The organism is Paenibacillus sp. UNC496MF (assembly GCF_900113915.1).
Classification (GTDB): Bacteria; Bacillota; Bacilli; order Paenibacillales; family Paenibacillaceae; genus Paenibacillus_Z; species Paenibacillus_Z artemisiicola.
This window is the reverse complement of record NZ_FORE01000004.1, coordinates 311,821-332,307: the sequence shown is the minus strand read 5'-3', so window position 1 is coordinate 332,307 and position 20,487 is coordinate 311,821. Positions and strand designations below refer to the sequence as shown.

At 53.2% G+C, this 20,487-nt stretch carries 20 protein-coding genes; 3 read left to right on the top strand and 17 right to left on the bottom strand.

What is annotated here, in order from left to right:
- Nucleotides 1–14 precede the first annotated feature (14 nt).
- From BMZ79_RS01465 to BMZ79_RS01450, 4 genes are all read right to left on the bottom strand, one after another.
- Nucleotides 15–1,598: a response regulator gene (locus BMZ79_RS01465; RefSeq protein ID WP_090635932.1), complete on the bottom strand. Its 1,584-nt coding sequence runs from the start codon at nucleotides 1,596–1,598 to the stop codon at nucleotides 15–17.
- A complete protein-coding gene (locus BMZ79_RS01460) occupies nucleotides 1,595–3,034 on the bottom strand; it encodes a sensor histidine kinase (protein ID WP_090635930.1) in 1,440 nt (479 codons plus the stop codon). The genes BMZ79_RS01465 and BMZ79_RS01460 overlap by 4 nt, the downstream gene beginning before the upstream one ends.
- Nucleotides 3,031–4,014 carry a sugar ABC transporter substrate-binding protein gene (locus BMZ79_RS01455; protein WP_090635929.1) on the bottom strand — a complete coding sequence of 328 codons (984 nt, stop codon included), beginning with the start codon at nucleotides 4,012–4,014 and terminating at the stop codon, nucleotides 3,031–3,033. The genes BMZ79_RS01460 and BMZ79_RS01455 overlap by 4 nt, the downstream gene beginning before the upstream one ends.
- Nucleotides 4,015–4,269: 255 nt before the next feature.
- Complete coding sequence (locus BMZ79_RS01450) at nucleotides 4,270–4,749, bottom strand: DUF6530 family protein (protein ID WP_090635928.1); 480 nt, start codon at nucleotides 4,747–4,749, stop codon at nucleotides 4,270–4,272.
- A 293-nt stretch (nucleotides 4,750–5,042) separates the two neighbouring features.
- Here BMZ79_RS01450 and BMZ79_RS01445 point away from each other — a divergent pair, with 293 nt between their 5' ends.
- Entirely contained in the window at nucleotides 5,043–5,621 is a 579-nt protein-coding gene (locus BMZ79_RS01445) for a TetR/AcrR family transcriptional regulator (protein WP_090635926.1), read from the top strand.
- Nucleotides 5,622–5,630: 9 nt separating this feature from the next.
- Here BMZ79_RS01445 and BMZ79_RS01440 read toward each other — a convergent pair whose 3' ends face one another.
- On the bottom strand, nucleotides 5,631–6,932 hold the full coding sequence (locus BMZ79_RS01440) for a potassium channel family protein (protein WP_090635924.1): 1,302 nt from the start codon (nucleotides 6,930–6,932) through the stop codon (nucleotides 5,631–5,633).
- A gap of 186 nt (nucleotides 6,933–7,118) precedes the next feature.
- On the opposite strand from BMZ79_RS01440, the gene BMZ79_RS01435 reads away from it, so the two are divergent.
- Nucleotides 7,119–7,304: a hypothetical protein gene (locus BMZ79_RS01435; protein WP_090635922.1), complete on the top strand. Its 186-nt coding sequence runs from the start codon at nucleotides 7,119–7,121 to the stop codon at nucleotides 7,302–7,304.
- Nucleotides 7,305–7,628: 324 nt separating this feature from the next.
- On the opposite strand, the gene BMZ79_RS01430 is transcribed toward BMZ79_RS01435, so the two are convergent.
- The 10 genes from BMZ79_RS01430 to BMZ79_RS01390 all read right to left on the bottom strand — a co-directional run bounded on the left by BMZ79_RS01430 (nucleotide 7,629) and on the right by BMZ79_RS01390 (nucleotide 17,445).
- A complete protein-coding gene (locus BMZ79_RS01430) occupies nucleotides 7,629–8,465 on the bottom strand; it encodes an oxidoreductase (RefSeq protein WP_090635920.1) in 837 nt (278 codons plus the stop codon).
- 354 nt (nucleotides 8,466–8,819) lie between these two features.
- A complete protein-coding gene (locus tag BMZ79_RS01425; RefSeq protein ID WP_177221951.1) occupies nucleotides 8,820–9,710 on the bottom strand; it encodes an endonuclease/exonuclease/phosphatase family protein in 891 nt (296 codons plus the stop codon).
- A 425-nt stretch (nucleotides 9,711–10,135) separates the two neighbouring features.
- The gene (locus BMZ79_RS01420; protein WP_090635917.1) at nucleotides 10,136–10,387 is read right to left on the bottom strand and encodes a YolD-like family protein; all 252 of its coding nucleotides are present in this window, start codon (nucleotides 10,385–10,387) and stop codon (nucleotides 10,136–10,138) included.
- A gap of 265 nt (nucleotides 10,388–10,652) precedes the next feature.
- Nucleotides 10,653–10,808, bottom strand: coding sequence for a hypothetical protein (locus BMZ79_RS34095; protein WP_177221950.1), 156 nt, complete (start codon nucleotides 10,806–10,808; stop codon nucleotides 10,653–10,655).
- A 183-nt stretch (nucleotides 10,809–10,991) separates the two neighbouring features.
- Nucleotides 10,992–12,380, bottom strand: a complete 1,389-nt coding sequence (locus BMZ79_RS01415) for a hypothetical protein (protein ID WP_090635916.1) — start codon at nucleotides 12,378–12,380, stop codon at nucleotides 10,992–10,994.
- A gap of 55 nt (nucleotides 12,381–12,435) precedes the next feature.
- Nucleotides 12,436–13,704 carry a sensor histidine kinase gene (locus BMZ79_RS01410; protein WP_218154636.1) on the bottom strand — a complete coding sequence of 423 codons (1,269 nt, stop codon included), beginning with the start codon at nucleotides 13,702–13,704 and terminating at the stop codon, nucleotides 12,436–12,438.
- A 95-nt stretch (nucleotides 13,705–13,799) separates the two neighbouring features.
- Entirely contained in the window at nucleotides 13,800–14,483 is a 684-nt protein-coding gene (locus tag BMZ79_RS01405; RefSeq protein WP_090635912.1) for a response regulator transcription factor, read from the bottom strand.
- A gap of 771 nt (nucleotides 14,484–15,254) precedes the next feature.
- Entirely contained in the window at nucleotides 15,255–16,001 is a 747-nt protein-coding gene (locus tag BMZ79_RS01400) for an SDR family NAD(P)-dependent oxidoreductase (RefSeq protein ID WP_090635911.1), read from the bottom strand.
- 354 nt (nucleotides 16,002–16,355) lie between these two features.
- Nucleotides 16,356–17,051, bottom strand: coding sequence for a Crp/Fnr family transcriptional regulator (locus BMZ79_RS01395; RefSeq protein ID WP_090635909.1), 696 nt, complete (start codon nucleotides 17,049–17,051; stop codon nucleotides 16,356–16,358).
- Between the two features lie 10 nt (nucleotides 17,052–17,061).
- Nucleotides 17,062–17,445 carry a thioredoxin family protein gene (locus tag BMZ79_RS01390; protein ID WP_090637051.1) on the bottom strand — a complete coding sequence of 128 codons (384 nt, stop codon included), beginning with the start codon at nucleotides 17,443–17,445 and terminating at the stop codon, nucleotides 17,062–17,064.
- A gap of 520 nt (nucleotides 17,446–17,965) precedes the next feature.
- Here BMZ79_RS01390 and BMZ79_RS01385 point away from each other — a divergent pair.
- Entirely contained in the window at nucleotides 17,966–18,424 is a 459-nt protein-coding gene (locus BMZ79_RS01385; protein ID WP_177221948.1) for a cupin domain-containing protein, read from the top strand.
- 277 nt (nucleotides 18,425–18,701) lie between these two features.
- On the opposite strand, the gene BMZ79_RS01380 is transcribed toward BMZ79_RS01385, so the two are convergent.
- Together BMZ79_RS01380 and BMZ79_RS01375 are read right to left on the bottom strand one after the other, a co-directional pair.
- The gene (locus tag BMZ79_RS01380; RefSeq protein ID WP_256252501.1) at nucleotides 18,702–19,730 is read right to left on the bottom strand and encodes an NAD(P)-dependent alcohol dehydrogenase; all 1,029 of its coding nucleotides are present in this window, start codon (nucleotides 19,728–19,730) and stop codon (nucleotides 18,702–18,704) included.
- A complete protein-coding gene (locus BMZ79_RS01375; protein WP_090635906.1) occupies nucleotides 19,721–20,413 on the bottom strand; it encodes an FAD-dependent oxidoreductase in 693 nt (230 codons plus the stop codon). The genes BMZ79_RS01380 and BMZ79_RS01375 overlap by 10 nt, the downstream gene beginning before the upstream one ends.
- Nucleotides 20,414–20,487 lie beyond the last annotated feature (74 nt).

The following is a 20,487-nucleotide window of genomic DNA, read 5'->3' as shown; positions in this document are numbered from 1 at the left end:
CGGCCGTCCGGGCTTCATCGGTTTCGGTCCGCGGGGCGGAGCAGCGTCTTCCGATAATCCGTCGGGGAATGGCCGACGATCTTCTTGAACGCCCGGCTGAAATAATTCGGGTCGCGATAGCCGACGTCGTACGTGATCTCTTTCAAGCTCTTATCCGTTTCGCGCATCAGCTGCTTCGCCGCTTCCATCCGGCATTCCGTCAAATAATCGATGTAGTTCATGCCGAATTGCGACTTGAACAGCTTGCTGACGTAAAACGGGTTTCGGTCCACCGCGGCCGCGACCCGCTCCAGCGACAGGTCCTCGCTCGCGTGGTCCTTGATGAACTTCTTCATCGAAGCCACGAGGCCCGGCTCCGGCTCGCCGGCGGCCAGCGCCGTCGCCTCGGCCATCCGGCCGAGCAGCGCGCCGGTTTCCGCCTTCAGCTGCACGAAGCTCGACGCCAGGCGGGAATAGTACGGCTTGCCGACCTCGTAGCCCATCTCCTCCAGCATCCGGGCGACGATGACGAGCACCTCGAAGATCCGCTGCTGCGCGATCCCGAGCGGCTGGCCGGAGCTCTCGTGCAGGTCGACGAGCCGCCAGGCGCCGGCCGTCGCGGCTTCCCAGCCGCCGCGGCGCACGTCTTCGAGGACCGCCTTCTCCAGCTCCGGCATCCGGTCGCCGGGGGACGGCGCGTCAAGCCGCGCCAAGTCCTCGTACAGGCAGAAGCGCGCGGGCAGCGACGGATCCACGGCGGCGAGCAGCGCCTCGTGGTACGACCGGCGCAGCTCGTTCAAGCCCGCGCTCGGCCCGCCGATGCCGATGAACGGCTCCGGCCCGCCTCCGCGCCGCAGCGCCTGGACCAACCGCCGGCCGAGTCCGACCGCGGTCTGCCGGTATGACGCGCCCGGCGTCTTGAACGCGACGACCGGCAGCTGCTTGCCCGACAGCCTGCCGATCCAGCCCGGCACGCCGGACGCCTCCAGCAGCTCCGCGAGGCGCCCCTGCAGCTCCTCCTGCTCCGCCGGCGCGTCATCGCCGGCGCTTCCCTCGAGCAGGAGCACGTTCAGGACGAAGCCTTCGCCGATCTCCGGCTCCCCGAGCAGCGCGATCAGCTCGTTCAGATGAACCGACGGCGCGTAGTCGAACAGCAGCTGCGAGACGATGTCCGCTTCCACGACGGGCAGCATCCGGCGCAGCCGTTCCTTGTCGCGCGTGCGGCTCTCCCGCTCGCGGCGCGACGCCTTGACGTCGCCCGCGACCTTGCCGATCGTCTCCAGCACGACCGCCGTCTTGCTCGGCTTCAGCAGGTAATCCCGCACGCCCATGCGCAGAGCCTGCTGCGCGAATTCGAACGTGTCGTACGCCGTCACGACGATGAACGCCGCGTCCTTGTCGGTCTCCCGGATCCGCTCGATCGCCTGCAGCCCGCCGATGCCGGGCATTTTGATATCCATCGTGATCACGTCCGGCTTCAGCCGCGCCGCGAGCTCGATCGCCTCGCGCCCGTTCGCCGCTTGGCCCACGATCTCGACGTCGTCGAAGCCTTCCTCGATCATCCGCTGCAAAGCCGTTCGTTCGATCGGTTCGTCGTCCACGATCAACAGCGTTATCATGCGCTCGCCTCCCTTGGCAATGTCAACGTAATGCGCGTGCCCGCTCCGATGGCGGAATCGATCGCGAGCAGGTTCTCCGCGCCGAAGAACAGCTGCAGCCGGTCGAGCACGTTGCGCAGCCCGATGCCGGTGGCGTGTCCCCGCCGCTCGGCCGGATCCGGGTCGGCCAGCAGGCCGCCCAGCTTCTCCGGCGCCATGCCCGGCCCGTCGTCCCGCACCTCGACGATGACCCGCCCGGCCTCGCCCCGCACGCGCAGCGTCAGCGTTCCGCCGTCCTCGGACGGCTCGATCGCGTAGATAAACGCGTTTTCGACGAGCGGCTGCAAAATCAGGATCGGCACCTCGACGTCCAGCGCCGCCTCGTCGATCTCGCGGACGACGCGGACCCGGTCGCCGAAGCGCGCCTGCTGAATCGCCAAATATTCCTCCAGCACGTCGATCTCCTCCCGCAGCGTCACCCGGCTGTCCATCCGGCGGAGGTTGTACCGCAGCATGCCGGCGACGGAGCTGATCAGCTCGCTCGTCTTGCCGGCGCCCGCCAGATACGCCTCCTTGGACAGCATATTGAGCGTGTTGAACAGAAAATGCGGGTTGATTTGGCTCTGCAGGCTCTTCAGCTCGCTTTCCTTCAGCATGAGCTTGTGCTTGTGCAGGTCGTATTCCAGCTGCGCCTTGCTCTGAATCTCGTCGAACAGGCTGCCGATGTTCAGCCGCATGCTGTCGAGCGTTTTGGCCAGGAACGCCATGTCGTCGTTCTGGTGCACGACGATCGGATTTTGGAAATTGCCCCGCGACAGCTCGCGCGCCGACTGCGTCAGCTTCAGGATCGGCCGCGTGACGCCGCTCACGAACCGGTACGAGAACAGCAGCAGCAGCACGGAGACGAACGCCAGCGCCCAGAAGCCCAGCGTCTTGATCTCGTCGCTGCGCCGGATGATCTGCCGGTAAAACGCGTCGTACGTCCGCTGTTCGCCGCTGATCAGCGTCAGCGTCGTCTCGGCGATGTAAGCGGAGATGTTCGAGGCTTCGTCGAACTGCGCCGAGACGGCTTCCTCGTCGTGCTCCCGCTGGAAGCGGACGGCGAGATCCATCGCTTCCGATTGGCTTTCGACCATATTTTGGAAGTTATCGAGCAGCATCCCGTTGTTCGCGTTGCGCAGCGCGCGCATGTCCAGCTTCGTGCGGAGCAGCTGATTGTTGTCCGCGACGTAGCGGCGCAGCCGGTCCTCGGTCGGCGAAATCCGGTACTCGTTCAGCGAGGTCAGCGCCTGCCGGCTCAGCTCGGACGCCTGGTTCATCAGCAGGTAGCGCTGCAGGATGCCGTTGTACTTCTCGACCGTGCGCTGATTGAAGATGCTCATGGAGATCCAGATGAACGCCATGATGATCCAGATGATCAGCGACAGCATCATCATTTTGTTGCGGATCGTCTTCACGGCGCGGCCTCCTTCGCCTCGGCGGCCGTCACCACGCTGATCGGCGTAAAATAGCTCGCCGACAGCGGCAGCCGGTCGCTGTCCAGCCAGCGCTGCAGCAGGTCGACGCTCATCTTCCCCATATCTTCGTAATGCTGCGACAGGCCCGCCTGCACGGCCCCGGAGCGGATCAGCTCCTCGGTCTGCGGCGAGTCGTCGAACATGAACACCCGGCGCGGGCTGCGCTTGGAGCGCGAATCGGCCGCGTCGACGATGCTCTTGGCGGAATCGGCCGGCAGTCCGACGAACGCATCGACGCCGGGATAGCGGTTCAGCATGTCGTCCGTCTGCATCCCGGCCTGCAGCTTGGCCGCGTCCCCGGCGGCGAAGACGAGCCGGACGTCCGGATGCGCCCGCAGCGCCTCGCGCAGCCCCCGCAGCCGCAGCTGATCGGTATCCGAGCCGTCCGCGTTCGCGACGACGCCGACGATGCCCTCGCCGCCAAGCGCCTCCGCGAGGCGACGTCCCATGAGGAGGCCTTCCCGGTAATGGTCGGAGCCGATGTACGTCTTGCGCAGGCTGCCCGGCGCGTCGGAATTGATCGTGATGACGGGAATCCCCTTCTCGGTCGCTTTGTTCACCATGCGCGCGAAGTCCGGCCGGTCGACGCCCTCGACGATGATGCCGTCTACTTTGGAAGCGATTGCAATATCGATCTGCTTCAGGAGCTCCTCGACGTTGGAACGGTACGCGCCGGAGAAGTCGATCAGCATGCCGTGGATGGCGGCGGCTTCGCGCGCCCCCTTCTGCAACTCGTTCATGACGTAGCTGCCCTGCTCCTGCGAGATGACGACGATCCGTTCCGACGCCTCGTCCGCGGCGCCGGGCGTGCCGACGGACGCGTCGAGACCGGCACGGTCGACCGTCAGCATCAAATACAACGTTACCGCCAGCGCGGCCAGACTGCCCGCGAATACCGTAACCAACAGCAGCTTTTTCATGCGCGCACCCTTTATGAAAGCGTTTTTGCCCCTATTTTATCCGGTAATCGACCGTTTGCATAGGAGAAAAATCTAGGAAGGGGGCGGGGGCATTCAAGATGGCGGGTACGGGCCTCCCAACGCAAATATCCCGGGTCCCGGCCGTCCGGCCGAAATCCGGGATGTTCATCGCGCAGTCGGTCTAGCTTCGCGCTTCGCGCCTCGCGGGCGGCACGCGATTCGCCGTACGTCGTTTGCGCCGCCCTACGTCCCCGTTTAATACCCGAGCTCCTTCAGCATGCGGGACAGCGCGCGCAGCCGCTCGCCGATCAGTTCGTCGTCGTCGCTGAGCGCCTGGCTGAACAGCTTCAGGTCTTCAAGAATCTTCTCGTTGTCCGTGGCGACGGAGATCGTCATCGCGTCCCCCTGCAAGCCGACCCGGTCGATGACGGGATCGGCCGTGTCGTACAGCTCCTTATAGCGGTACGCTTCGCGGAAATGCAGCAGGCTGCGGCTGACGAGAATCGCGAGGTCGAGCACGCGGTGCAGCGGCAGCTCCTCGGATTGGCGGGACCATTTCTCCCCGGTGTAGCGCCATACTTTCGCCGAGATGTCGAGCTTCCCGCGGTCGTTCCACTGCGCGAGGCCGAGCGACAGTCCTTTCGCGTCGGAATGATTGGCGTAGCGGCCGTCGATGTGCTCGTAGTTTTCGGAGACGATGACGGGTTTATGCTTTAAGGTCGTCGGAATTTTCATGGCGGGGCTCCTATTCGTCGCAGGATCGCGTAATCATATCTACTGATTTACTGAATTACTAAAGACATAGCGATCATAGCCCATCGTCCGTGCCAAGTCAATAGGCCGAAAATTTACATATAAGAACGATCAGTCAGGTATTTTGGGTTTATTCCTTCCCCTCTCCGCGATAACCGCCACGGAAACCTCCGCAATTCCCTGCAATTTACAGCTCTCGTCCTCGATCCAGCCTGGCCATATTGTTGACTGTTCGTTCTTCAATCGCTATACTGGACGAAAAGGAGGTTTTCTTCATGCCGCGTCCCAGGGAATTCGATCAGGAGCTCGCGCTCGACAAGGCGATGGAGCTCTTTTGGAGCCAAGGCTACGAACGGACGTCCATCCAGGATCTCGTCGAGCACACGGGCGTCCACCGGGGCAGCCTGTACGATACGTTCGGCGACAAGAATCAGCTGTTCCTGACCTGCCTCGACCGGTTCAGGCAGAATGCCAGCGCCCGGTTCAAGATGCTCGAAGGCCCCGGCGAGCCGAAAGAGATGCTGGTCCGCTATTTCGACGCCGTCATCGACTCCGCCATGAACAACGGCTCGCGCAGAGGCTGCTTCGTCGCCAATACGGCCATGGAGCTCGGCGCCGTCGATCCGGCGATCTCGAGCCGCATCGAAGCTTACTCCGTCGACATCGAGTCGCGTTTCTATACGTTCCTGCTGCAGGCGCAAGCGCAGAACAAACTTCGCGGCAAGCATTCCCTCCGGGAGCTCTCCCGCTTCCTCGTGACCGTGCGCAGCGGCCTGTACGTGCTGGCCAAGACGGCGCCGGACCGCCAAACGCTGCAGGACAGCGCGAACGTCGCGATTTCCCTGCTGTTCTGAATAGCTTGTTCAATCGGATTCCCGCTTCTTGCGGCTGACCAGCGACACGTAGATGCCGACAAGCAGCACGCCGAGCAGCGTTTCGATCATGACCCCGACCTTGACGGGACCGGAATTCGGCGTGATGTCGCCGAAGCCGAGCGTCGTGATCGTAATCGCGCTGAAATACCAGAAGTCCTCGACGCGATAGTTCGTGTAGCCGTTCATGCCGACGTAGAGCTCGAGAAACTTCCCGTCCGGCAGCGTATGCGAGGCGGCGATGAGATCGCCCAGCCGGCGGTCTTGTTTGGCGTGCGCGAAGATTTGCATATAGCGCTCGTAATCGCCCTCCGCGAAATACAGCTTCAACGTCTTGGCCTGCCCGCCGTCCGCGGCGCTCGCGGAGTCCCCTTCTTCCTCGGCAAAGCGGACCCCATGCTCCGTCCCGTCCGCCGTCCCGTCGCCCTTATACAGCGCGACGTCGACCTCCGTGTAGCGCTTTCCGAGCTCCGTCCGCCACGCCGGCAAATCGTCGAAATCGAGCCTGTCGGTCGAGATAACGAGCGGCTCGGCCGCCTTCCGGAACGTATAGTAGGCATAGCCTTCCCTCGCGAACTGATTCTCATAAATGCCGCCCCAATCGGCGCCCGTCTCGTCAAGCGTCAGGTAAGCGTCCGCGTCCAGCTCCAAGTAGTCCTTCTTGTATTGGCCCTTCTCCAGAATCTCCTTCAGCCGGTATTCGTCCGCGTCGTCGTACCGTTCGTCGGCGTAAATGCCGCGAAGCGTCGTTTGAATTTCGGCCTGCTCGGAGAAGACGAAATCGTCCCCCATCGTCCGGTCCGCCATGTAGTAGTAATACGAACCGAACCAGATCCAGACGTACAAATAGAGCAGCATCGTCAAATGCTTCGAATGCCGTCTCAGCCACGGCGCGTAGCCGTCGGTGCCCAAGCATAGCGCGGCGGTCAGCAGCGGATAAGCCGTCATCTGCAGCGCGGTTTCCAGCTCTTGGGCGGCATCCGGCCCGTACCGGCCCGTTTCTCGGACAAGCATCGCGATCAGCGCCTCCGTCGCCTGAAAGCCGAGCAGCGCGAGCAGCAGCAGCGCCGCGCGAAGCAGCATCTTGCGCGATAACCGCATCTGCCAGTTGGCGTACACGATCCGCTGATCCAAGTAAAACGCCCAAGCGAGAACGGCCGCGGCGGCGACTTTGACGATCTTTACGCCGAGATGGTACGAGGTATGGGCAAGCGCGAATTCCAGGCTCGACGCGATGACGAGCGCCGTCATCGCGACATGCCGCCAGGAGGAGATTCGGTCGGATAGACGCATGGCTCGTGCTCCTTTTCAGGTTTTGAGGACTACTTACCCCATTCGGCCGAAAAGCACGCACCGGATGCCCTCCCCCGCCGTTCGCCTCGCCTTGGCACCCATCTTGCCGGGAACGGAGCATCGGCATAAGCAAGTCCGACCGTCGCTCATATGCTGTACGAAGTCCGGGCATGGAGGTTATGGCGAATGGTCAAGAAACGGGTAAAACGCGAAGGCAAGCATATCTCGGTCTACTTCATCGCCGTCAACAAGCACATCACGGTGTACCAGCGGGCGAGCGGCAACGCGCAAATCAACCGCAACATCGGCACGTACGCGAACGAAGGCGGACAGAACGCCAAAAGAGGCGGCAAAAACGTCCAAAAACGCTAAGGCGGCCTCCTTCCGACGCAAGGAACCGCATGATCGAAGCGCCCGAATCCGGGCGCTTGCGCGACGTAGGTCCACCGTCTTCTATCTTGGCAGATGCCAAAGATTTGCCTATACATAACCTTCAGACCGGTACTGCGACCAGGCAGACGATCGTCACCGGCCATTAACGAACACCAAAAACGATCGCTTTCCGGCATTCAAGATGCCGGAAAGCGATCGTTTGGTTTAATCCTCGCATGAACTTGCAACGCTTTATCGATTTTACTTTTCCATGGCTTGAGCAAAGTCGCTCTTTATGAATGGTCGTCCCGTTAATCTGGGACTTTACTCGACCGGAAAATCAGCCGATCTGCTGACATCCGCCCATTTCTCAGCCTCAGCCGTGCGTTCCTTGGACGACTTCAACGCGCTTTCTAATGCAACCGCCCCAAGGATCAAGCGAAGCGGCGGTTGTTCTTCGTTCGCGAGATTGATGATCGCCTGAGCCGCTCGAGCCGGATCGCCGGGTTGATTGCCATCGGTTTCTTCCCGCATTTTGTTAATGGCTCCAACCGTCAGCTCATATTCTGGTCCCACCCGCGCCCTGATCATCGAGGAACCTTGCCAATCGGTACGGAATGCTCCTGGCTCAATGATGGTGACCTTTACACCGAACGGCTTTACCTCGTTGTTCAAGACTTCCGAGAAACCCTCCACCGCATACTTTGCCGTTTGGTAGGCCCCCATTCCCGGCGTCCCTCCGACGCGGCCGCCAATTGAAGAAAATTGAATAAAAAAGCCGCTGCGCTGTTTACGAAATACCGGCAAAGCCGCCTTTGTTACATTTACGACGCCAAACAAATTCGTTTCCATTTGCGCCCGGAAATCTTCATCCGACATTTCCTCGATTGGGGCGCTATTGGCATACCCCGCGTTATTCACAACAATATCTAACGAACCAAACGCGTCAACGGCTAACTGAACCGCTGACCGGGCTGCATCTCGATCGGTCACATCCAGCGAAAAGGTTCTAACCTGCTCTCCGTATTCAGACACAAGGAACGCCAGTTGATCAAGTCTTCGTGCGGTAGCTACGACTTTATCACCGTTTGCAAGCACTGCCTTCGTAAGCTCGCGGCCGAATCCGCGTGAGCTTCCGGTAATTAACCAAACCTTTGCCATCGTTAATCGTCTCCATTTGAATATTGTCCGCCATCATCCTCCCTACCATGGCATTGATGAGGAATTTTTTTACTTTTTCCCTTTAACGTTAAACCTATCCCTTTAAGCTCGTATGACAGCCTACATGCTGAAAAAGCAAGACCCGTGGCAAAATAGAGATTCCCCGCAGGTCAAGTTTGTCGCCCCTGGACAGATAACCGAATGCTGTCATCACGCCCAAACCGAAGTGCCGTTTCCAAGCCATTCTTGTGGTTGAGCGCAAATCATTTCCTGCGTATAACATGCCAATACGCACGATGTAAAACCCCTTCAGCATCATCGCTGAAGGGGTTGCGCTTTAAATCGATATGCTGATTACTTCTGGTGGTTATGACCGTTATCGCCATGAGATGGATGGTCATTCTCAGTAATAACGAGCTCAGCCGTAATGGGCAAGTGATCCGCTGCGATTGTGTCTATAACCTTCCCTGCTTTTATTTTTACATCGTCAGACGTATAGATGTAGTCGATCCGACGATTAGGCTTGTCTGAATAATAATAAGACGTATAAGCATCATTAAGACCCAGTTCCGCAAATGCGTCATGATACTGCGCAGACATTTTCATAATTTCAGGACTATCCGGCGTGGCATTGAAGTCCCCCACTAAGATACTTGTTCCATTATCTTGATTTACAATGGACAGGATTTCGTTGACTTGTATATCTCTTTGTTCCGCTCGTTTATTGTCAAGATGAGTATTGTAGAAATTAATAAAATTGCCATTGACATTAATTACCGTTTTCGCAAGACCGCGCTGCTCTGAAGGATATTGCGTATTATCGAGTAAATGATTTTCGCTGGAAAGAATAGGATATTTACTCAATATAACCGTTCCGTATTGACGGCGAGGTTCCCCCGCATTTAAAGGGTCATTGTCAAGATTCGCGGCAAATTGATAATGCATGCCTAAGGAATTGGCTAACCATTTTGCCTGATCCTCGAAATTACTGCGCGCGGAGAAATGATTATCGACTTCTTGCAGACCGATGATGTCAGCACCCGATGATTTAATAACGTCGCCAATTCTGTTCAAATTGAGCATGTCATCCATGCCTTCGGCATGGTGAATATTATACTCCATCACTTTAATGGCAGTCTCTTTTCCTTTTTTAAAGTCGGCGGCATAAGATTCACTGCTTAACGAAAACATAGGAACCATAGACATCAATAAAACAGAAGAGACAATAACCGACTTTTTAAGCATGCACAACATCCTCTCGAGGTTTTCACTAAGATAGGTGAAGCTGCTACTATAATTTCATAGACTGATTTTCATTTCCATAGGCTGGTAGGCGTAGATTGTTCTAAGCAAATCATGTGTTTTACTAGGACCATATGTAAAAGAATTGTAATTTTTAGTTGTTTGCATCATAAAATTGTTGCAGTTCTATATAATCCGCAATTAAGATCATTACCTGACAAGCGAGCGATCGATTCGTTTCATCGGGAATGAGATCAAGTACTTGTCAATTTCGGAAGCTGTGATCGAGTTCTTGTCGTTTGATTTTGACAAGAACTCGATGTCATAAAAGAAAAAAGCTGCGATTTCCGCAGCTTTGGGGTAATGGTCTTGTCACCCGGCATTTTTTGTCATTCACTTGCGAACGCAACTCATCTGGGCAGACCCGCTCAATCCCTCGGATAATTCATGCTCATTATATCCATGAAAGGAATCTTGTCCAATCCGTCTGCCGTATTCATATGGACCTTGCCCGTCCTGGAATCCATCGCTATGATTTGTCCCCGCACGCTCTCTTCTCTTCCCCACACGGACAGCAGAATCACGGATTCCTCCTGAAAGGCCTCTACCAGCTGATTTCCTATCTCCTCCAGAACGAATTCGTCTCTGGTCGGTCTCTTCGGTACTTTCGCTTTAGCCACGTTTCGTCACGCCTTCGCTTCATATCTTGAAACTCTATCATAATATGAACGGCTCGATTGGGAAAGGTATTTATCTGAGGTCGAACCCCATTCCCGGTTCCAGGCTTCGGCCTCATTGAACCCGTCCGTCCCAAAAACACAAAAAGCCGCGATTATCGCGGCCTCTAATGCGTTCATGTTCTTGTCACCGGCTAGTAGCTTGTCCGCAATCGATCGACGGCCGTCTCGACGTCAAGCGCCAGCCATTCCCGATCCTCCGGACGGGTCAGCAGCGGACGGCCCCGGTTTGGAAGCCTATCGTGCCGCCCATGCACGATATCTGCGGCGGCTGTTCCTTCATCAGGTCGGGCATCTCGCCCGGTTCATGCTGCCGCCATACGAATTCGCAGGCCGCGAACCGATGGGCAGTCAGTCTTTCCAATCCACTTCCCCTTGGCCGGGCTTGGCCGGCTTCGATTCCTTGCCAAACCAAGTGGGAGGGAGAGATGTTGAGCCCGAACGGTAGAATCATGCTTGCTTTGACTTCTACAAGTGCAGCCTCAAACTACCCTAGCTTGACAGACACGAATAAGAGGCCGCCGTCACGGGCAGCCTCGCTCGACTCCTATTTCTTCTCTTTCGTCTCAAACCTCGAAGCAGTATGATCGACGAAGTCTTCAACTTCCTTCTGCGCAGCTTGCTTCTTCTGGTCTGCTTGTTCTTGCGTGATGTCGCCTTTTGCTTTGCCTGCATCAAGTTTAGCAGTGATGTCGGACATAAGAACCTCGATTAACTTTTGACGAGATCCGCCATGATCCTTCGCAATGTCTGCAAACGACTTGCCCGCTTGAACCTGTTCGGCGAAAGTCGCTTTGTCAATGCCGAGCAATTCGAAAGCAGCCATCAGGTTATACTCGCCAACACCCTGCTCTCTCACTTCTTGCTCTTTGTTCAGCGGAGTATTGAAGACGCGCTCTGCTTCCGCTGTGGCCTTCTTGTGTATATTTTCCTTTTGTTCGTCCGTAAATCCGATCGTGCTCTTTGCCTGAATCTCGTCACAAATTTCCTTGGTTACCTCATCAATCAGAGGCTCGACTTCGATGCTTTTCTCTTTTGCAAGGTCGGCTAGCGATTTACCAGCCTCCAACGCCTTTTGGAAAGCTTCTTTATCTAGCCCCAGTTTGGCTGCTGCGATCTGTTGAAAATCAAGCCTGACCTCGGAGCCCGCATCTTGGGTTGGCACACCGGCGAAGCTCTCCTTCTTTTTAAACAGCTCCGGCGTATGATCGACGAAATCCTCTGCATCTTGAAGAGCTGCCTGCTTTTTCTTATCCGCTTGCTCTTGTGTTATAGTACCGCTTTTCTTAAGCTCTTCGATTTTAGCGTTAACCGTGGACAACAGGGCATCCATTAGCCGCTGGCGGGTAACGTTATACTCCTTCCCAATGTCAACTAGTGATTTGCCGGCATGTACTTGATCAGCGAAAGCAGCCTTGTCGATGCCGAGTATTTCAAGTGCCGCAGCTAAATTTAAATCGCTCCCCTCTTGCTTTGTACGTTCTTTGTTCAGCGGTTCCGTGAAGATTCGCTCTGCTTCCATGGATGCCTTCTTCTTCACATTTTCCTTCTCCTGATCAGTCAGATCCTTGGAGCCGAGATTGGCCAGAATATCAGCATTTATTTCCTTGCTCAGCTCATCAATGAGCGGTTGAAGTTCCTCGCCTTTCTCCTTCGCGATATCCGCTAGTGACTTACCAGCCTTCTGCGCTTGTTCAAAAGCAGCTTGATCCAGACCTAGCTTTGTTTTAGCAAGGGTTTGCAAATCCAACCGCAACTTGCCCGGAGCGGGCTTTTCGCCTTGCTTGCCAGCGGGTGTTACGGTTTCGGCCGCCAAACTTGCCTTTTTGTCCGCTTGACCGGAATGGCTGCCCAGGTTGTCTGCTGCATACGCAGTTACAGGCACAGCAATTGCGATTAGTAACGCTGCGCTTGCAAGTTTCCAATTCTTCTTCATGGATATCCCTTCCTTGTTTGGTTTTTCCTTCAGTTATAGAAGGAGACTACATGACTTAAGGTAAGGGAACATTCTGAAAAGAATCTGAAACGCTCGAAAACGCGACTCGAAATGTTGTGCCGACCTGGGGCGTACTCCACACTTCTATCTTTGCACGATGGGCATCGACGATTTGTTTCGCTATCGCAAGACCGAGACCGGTTCCTTCCGAACGGCGGGTGCGGGCTTTATCCATTCGATAAAATCGTTCATAGATATGGGGCAGATGCTCTTCCTCTATCCCGATTCCCGTGTCGCTAACGATAAGGATGACCTTCTGCTGATTCGTTACCAAGGAGATCGTGACCCTACCGCCTTCTCGGTTGTACTGGATCGCATTTTCAATGAGGATCAGAATAAGCTGTCGGATGCGCACTTCGTCTGCCAGAATAATCGCTTTCTCTTCGTCAAATGCGTTCGGATTGTCTTCCCAGTACAGTTCTACTTGTTTGGATGCTGATATTGGCTGCAATTGCTCCATAACGTGGCGAATCGTATGCCGCAGGGAAAATTCCGAGGTCGCCAGATCGAGACGGCCGTTATCGCTACGGGCAAGAACAAGTAAGTTCTCGACCAGCCGGTTCATATGATGGATTTCTTGACTTGACTTCGTTAATACGTTTCGATGGAAATCGGGAAGTTTATCGCGCTCTTCATTCAACACTTCAAACGCTGATCTCAAAATACTTAGCGGTGTCCGAAGTTCATGAGACGCATCCGAAGTAAATTGTTCCTGCCGATGGAACGCTTGTGCGATTGGCCCCATTGCTCGTCCGGCCAAGATATAACCAGCTAGTCCCCCCGCTGCTAACATGAGCAAGGCAAACCCTGCAAATGCCCATCGCAATTGGATGATCAATTTGTTGTCATTGGTCACTTCCTGCGCGACGATTATTTTGTAATCCTGAAGTTTGCCAGTTGAAATTAGGGTTCCGCCAATACGGAATGTTCGCCCCTCAGCGTTTACGTTCCGGTAGTCGTTGTCCGGCTCCTTCAGCAAGTCGGGCAATAGCGCTGTCAACGGAAAATTCACGCCAAACGGATTCTTCTCTGACGGCGAGGATTGGAAAATCATTTCTTCGTTCGGATCAATCAACCACGCCATCTGATTCAATTGCAATCCGCTCGGCTCATAGAAGGCATTGCGTTTGTTTCTATCCGCCGACGGGTCGAATAATGCATTCCCTTTGGGGGACTCGATCAGCTTCTGCAGCTCTGCCGCATACTGCTTGCTCAATGAGCCGAGCTGGTTGTCTTCCGTAGAAGTAAGCATCTGCTGTACCATCCACAACGAAAAAAAGGCAGAGATCATAAGAATAATGCCAATCGTAAGCGAGAATTCTCGCGTGAGTCTGGTTCGCGTCCGTTTGAACATAGCTCTCACTCTCCGCCTATGATGAACCTGTAGCCGGCGCCATAAACGCTTTGAATGCATTTTATTTCATAAGGCCCGTCCACTTTTTTTCGCAATAATCGGATTGTAGCATCGACAACATTCAGGGTTACGTCCGAAGCAAGTCCCCATACATGATCGAGCAGTTGCTCACGCGACAGCACGTGTCCTGAATGGCGCATCAAACAGACGAGCAACTGAAATTCGCGCCTTGTTAATAGAATTGCAGTTCCCTTTCGGGTGACTTCAAATCGATCCAAGTTAGCTGAAATCTCTCCTAACGTAAGGATATCCGATGCGTGGTAACTCCGATCCTGCCTTCGGAACAAGGCGATTAACCTCGCCTCCAACTCTTCGAAGGCAAAAGGCTTTATCATATAGTCATCCGCTCCGGCTCGTAAGCCCTCCACCCTGTCTTTCACGGCATCTCGCGCCGTTAGCAGGAGAATCGGAGTATGATCTTCCTTCCGACGGATCTCGCGTACAAGCTCTAGCCCTGTCATCTCGGGCAGCATCCAATCTAGGATATATACGTCATAACGGCCCGACGATATCGCTTCCTTGGCTTGATGCCCGTCCTTCATCCAATCTACAACATGATACTGTCGCTTCAACTGATGCTCGGTCAGTTCTCCTAACGTCTCATCGTCTTCAGCCAGTAAAATACGCACAATCCATACCCCTTTTCAAAACGGCTCATCAATGAACACTATACCAAGCAATTCTGAAATAATAATGAAAAAGCCTGCATGTAAGCAGACTAAATGGTTTAGAAACTACCGCTTGGGCAATTCGCCGGCAAAATCGCCAAGGCAAACACGGTCATTTATTAATTATCAGACTGCTGGGTTAGCGCCGTGTTCCTTGTAGGTATTCCTCTATAGACTGTTGACATGAACCAGTACCCACTAACCCATTCGCAATGGAGGTGTTCTGAACTGGATAAATTTCGGGTCAAAATATGGGAGCGATATCAAACGCTTCGTTCACATTATGGGTTAAGCCTTTCTTTTGATCAGTATTGGTACGAACTTCTTGCTAGGAGTTGTATATCAGAAGGGACTCCTATCCAATACGTTTATGATGAAATCTGTAAAGATATTGAAAAAAACATGAGCTCATCACCATAAATGTATCATAAAAAAAAGGATCCGCCATGCACTAAAGTAGGCGGCATCCTCAACTCATCATCGACAAACGTTAAACCAACAAAAAGTATTCGAAACCCTCATCCTCTTCCCCAAGCTTAGCTGCCAAGAATAACGACAGCCGAATCATTCGTTCGACTGTCCGAGAATCACGGAAGTTGCAATATCGGCTTGACGTAGTTGACTTTACAATAGGAAACTCAGGCAGAGAACTAGGTTAGTTTACTCTGCCTGAGTTAAGGAAAGTGAAGCATTTTGAGTATGGCAGCGAATTAGAATCACTTTAAATCCAATTTAAATTTGAGCCATGCCGCCATCGACGAACAATTCGATGCCGTTTACATAGCTGCTATCCTCTGAGGCCAGGAACATCACGGCACTAGCGATCTCTTCTGTTTTGCCTACGCGGCTCAGCGGAACGGAAGTCTTGGCGGATTCAAGGACCTGATCCAGCGCTTCACCAAACAAATCATCATAGGCCGGCGTGTGGACAATTCCGGGGCTCAGTACATTAATTCGAATTCCGGTGCCCTTCAAATCCAGAACCCAGTTCCTTACCATTTGGCGAAGAGCTGCCTTAGACCCTCCGTAGACGCTAAATCCCGGGTCGCCAACTGAGCCCGCGGTCGAACCAGTCAAAATAATCGAGCCCGTTTGATTCGGAAATAGTGGTAACGCTTTTTGAATGGTAAACAACGTACCTTTAACATTTACATCAAAAGTAAGACGGTATTGCTCTTCAGTAATTTGACCCAGAGGGAGGATACTGCCAAGACCAGCGTTTGCGAATAAAATATCTAGTCTTCCTTTTTCTTGCTTTACCGTTTCAAAAAGCTTGTCCAAGTCATTAAGATTCGAGATATCCCCTTGTACGCCAGTAACCCTTTCTCCAATCCATTTTACAGCCGCGTCCAACTCGCTTTGCCGCCGGCCGGAAATGAACACGTGCGCCCCTTCTTCAACAAGTCGCTTGGCGGTTGTAAGCCCGATACCGCTTGTTCCTCCCGTAACGACTGCTACCTTGCCCTCGAATTTCTTCATGGTTCTGTTCGCTCCTTTTTATTTTTTATATCTATATATCAATCTTTAAGCATTCCGTAATTTGACTCGCTTTCGGATTCAGTCATGATACTCAACATTACGGATTATATTGGGTTTTGCATAATATATCGATAACCAACACCATCGGTTTTTTCAGTCCGACTTGGGAATAATAATTAAATATTACATCCTCCTTTGTTAAAGCAATCTTGACATCGTATATATTGGCTCAACGGTTTGTGGCTTTTTTCTCTCCGAAGAGATGCATTAATCATAGTCCTTATAGAAAAATTCATCCGTAATGTAGATTACCTATACCGACTTCATCTGATGGTGATTATGCCCACTTCGGGTCTAGCTCAGTTCTTCCGTGAGCTTTTGAATATCAATCATTACCGTTTTTCGGCTGGTAATGAGGATCCCTTCATTGGTCAATTCTTGTAGGGTAAGGGATACCGCTTCTCTAGTAGCACCGATCATATTAGCCAGTTCTTGGTGAGTCAATGGGATATCTATTTTACGGTATCCATTTTCCTCCACGCCGAATTTTATAGAAAGTCTATTGAGAAAGTACAGGACTTTACCCCGAAGATCTCTAAATACCATCTTTTCGACTAATTCGTCCTGAATTTTCAATCTTTTACTCATTTCTGCTAAAAATCTTAAGGTTAATTCTGAATGCTTACTTAAAAGCGGCTCGATTTGTTCAGCAGGAATCGAATAGATCGTCGATTCTTCCATCGTTTCCACATAGGTTCCGCTTGTGGCTAATGAAAACGATTCACTTTCGCCAAATATTCCACCTTCGCTAAGAATGCAAACCGTATACTGTTTACCTGCCGGATTCGTTTTATAAAAGCGAAGCTTTCCCTCGATTACGAAAAACAAGCCTTTTTTCTCGCTGCCCGGTGTTTGAATAATGGAGCTTTTAGGCAGCGTAATGACACTCGACTCATTAGTTATCTGTTCAAGTTCCCGGACCACTTCAGTTGAAAGCGACTCGAATATCTTGATACGCGACAATAAAAATTTGGTTTTGTCCGGTTTCATTGTTTTTCGATCACTTGTCTGCCGAGGAACTGAATGTACTTAGAAATTCCCTTATTTGAGTCGGTGTTTTAGCGAATTTACTGTGCAAATGTTCCAATTTCTGCCCATTCTTGAATACAAGTAAGCTTGGAATTCCCCTTACGCCATATTCTTCCGCAAGCTTATCGAATTGTTCCGAATCCACGGCGAAGAAGGATTTGTCATTATGCTCGTTGACGATATCTTCGATAAATCGGTCCAAATTTTTACAATCCGGACACCAAGACGCGTCGAATTTCATGATCGTATACTTGTTTTGATTGATTTGTTGTTGAAATTGATCCTGATTTTCGATTCTGTTCATGGTCTTCCTCCTTGTTATATGGTTCAACCCGTCTGAGGCGATGATTTTCATATTAAGATTCCCCGGGTTCTCCACAGATATCCACCGGTTCTTCATTGATCGTTTAATTCAGCTTGGGAAATTGCTGATGCCGGTAAGACCTCAACTCGCACCTGATGCCCTTTTGGAAGGGCTTCTTGCTTGCTTAGTCTTACGTGGCCCCCACGATTGTCACCCGCTGCTGCCATTATTGATACGAGTACCTCCATGCACTATGCAAAATGTTTCATTTCCCCCATTTCATTTTTAGCGAATTGATGTTTAATCCGCCTGCCTCGGTAAAATAAACGGCATGCGAATCGTTGCATTCATCATAAACCACTTATTATTCTTCTTCCGTAATCCTGATTACAATCTTGAAGCGATATCAGATCATTTTAATTATAGGAACCTGCAAATCGTGTAATGGTAATAATTATGTATGTGAAGCAGATTACTGAATTATAGAGTTCTTGTAACTACAATAGGGGAGCAAGCAAAGCGAGGCGGTTACGGCGTTTCTTTAAATAAAGAATCGATGGAGGAATATGCTATGTCAACTTTTTTGGATGTAATGGGACCACGGATCAAGGTATTGACCGATTTAGTGAAGAACCGAGATTATAGCCTTATGGAAGCCGAAGTCCCGGCAGGCGTGGTCGTTCCTGTTCACAGTCACGATGACCGCGAAACCTTTGTTGTTCTTTCGGGAGAACTTGAAGCTTTTACGAATGATCGTTGGGAAATCGTTCGTTCCGGTGAAACGGTAGACATTCCAGGTGACGTTAAACATGCTTGGAGAAATTCCACGAATGAAACTGTGAAGTTATTAGTTGCATCAACTGCCAAAATGGGCGACTTCTTTGTTGAAATCGGCCGGCCGTCTGATTCTGTTCCCCCTGGCCCCCCTGCTCCAGAAGTTTTGCACCATTTTGTTGAAGTGGCGATTGCGTATGGCTATTGGCTTGGAACACCTGAAGACAATGCATCGATCGGCATACAATTAGGCTAAATGTTGCTCCCCTTTTAAGGGTAAAGATGCTAACTCAGACAGTAGGTTTGTATTATAAGAAGCTGCCTAACATCTAACCCTTTGCTAAAAACCTAGCTCTTACCGAGAAATGATTATAATAAAAGTGTCCTCCCCCCAACTTGGAGGACACTTTTATTTGTACTGTAGCCTACATCAATGGAAGGATACCTATCCATCAATACGCACGACATACCTGCCCCCGAGGACTCGGCGGACGGCAGCCCATCGTTCTAAGTCCGGCTGCCGCCCCGTTAGCTTAATTATCTTTCTTGCACACTACGATTTTCCCTTTCGCACGGCCTTCTCCGAGATAACGAATGGCCTGAGCCGCGTCTTTTAATGGATATTGCCGATCGATGACAGGCACGACTTGGCCAGCTTCGACTAGGGCCTTCCAAACCATTTGATCGTCGTGATTCGGCTTATGGACGAAGACTGCTATTTTCTTCCTTTCAAGCCAAGCTGACAGCGGTGCCGCCAACAAAGCCCGAAGTATACGATACAGGGAACCGCCGACCATGACATACGTACCACCAGACGCAAGCGCCCGCTTCACCGCGGAAACCGAATGGTTTCCGACGACATCGAGGATCAGGTCGTACCGTTGTCCGATTGTGGTGAAGTCATCTATCGTATAATCCAAAACATGATCAGCCCCAACGGAACGCAGCATATCCAATTTCCCGGCACTGTCAACGCCGGTCACTTCTGCCCCATGCAATTTGGCATATTGAACCGCGAACGTACCGACTCCGCCGCCAGCTCCATTGATGAGAACCCGATGGCCGTTTCGTAAATTTCCTTTATCTCGAATACCCTGCAAGGCTAGAACAGGCGCCTGAGGAATAGCCGCCGCCTGCTCGTAGCTCAGCCCGACAGGCTTTTGTGTCAAGGCTTCCTCACTGGCGCTTGCATATTCCGCAAATCCGCCCCAGCCGCAACCGGAAAGGTCCCCGAATACCTCATCCCCCGGTCGGAATCGTTTGACCTTGGCCCCCGCGGCGATGACTCGCCCCGCGATATCGGCGCCAAGAATTCGGTAACGGGGTTTGCGGAACCCGCCAAGGCGGGTTAGGTATGGTTTCCCGCGGAGGAGATCCCAATCCCAGGAATTCACCGATGCCGCATGGACCTCGATCAACACTTCACGGTCTTCAGGTACAGGGATATCCGCCTCTTCCATTCGAAGGACTTCTGGCGAACCATAGGTGTCATATACCATCGCCGTCATCGTGCGTGCACTTCGTTCGTCGGGAAAGCCTGAAGCCTTAATCTCTACTCCCATTGTCGTCCTCCATACGATAGACTTATGCGTTCCGCGCACATCGTTCGGCCTCCGGCCTTCCTTGTAGAAAAGTCCGGGTTGTCCAGCTTCGCGGCCCACTCCGGCGCTTCGAACGGCGCGGGCGCGCCCGTATTCACCGTTTTGAACAGCAGCGACGATCCCATCACGTCGCCGCTAGCCCGAAGCGGCGCATGCGGCTCGCCGTATTCCTCGCGGCTTTCCGAGCCCCTATGCCATTCGCAGCCGGCCAGATCCGCCACAATTCCGTCGCCCGTGCAATCGATGAAGATGTCGCCGCTCAATTCCAGCGTCGTCTCCGCGTTCGCTATGACGCCGATGACTGCTTCTATCCGGTGCTCATTGCTTTTGCGTATGTCGGCGATCGACGTATTCAAATGAAAGGTCAGATTCGGCGTTCGCACCGCCAGATCGTACATCACCATATCCCATACGCTGTTCGTCCATCCGTTCTCGAAGATGACCTCGTGGTTGCGTGCGCGCTCCTCGATCAGCAGCTCGGAAATAATGCCCGTCTCTTTCGCGTAGACGTGGAAGGCGGCAGCCCCGTGCGGCGTTACCCTGACCTCGGACGAGCTGTTGCCTCCGAAGTCGGGGCGGTCCTGAACGAGACAGGTCCGCGCTCCATGCCTGGCCGCGGCCACCGCCGCGCAGAATCCGGCCAAGCCGCCGCCGCAGACGACGACATCGTAACTTTCCTAGCGAACAGGGCGGGTATTTTCCGCCTCGTGCGCTTTTC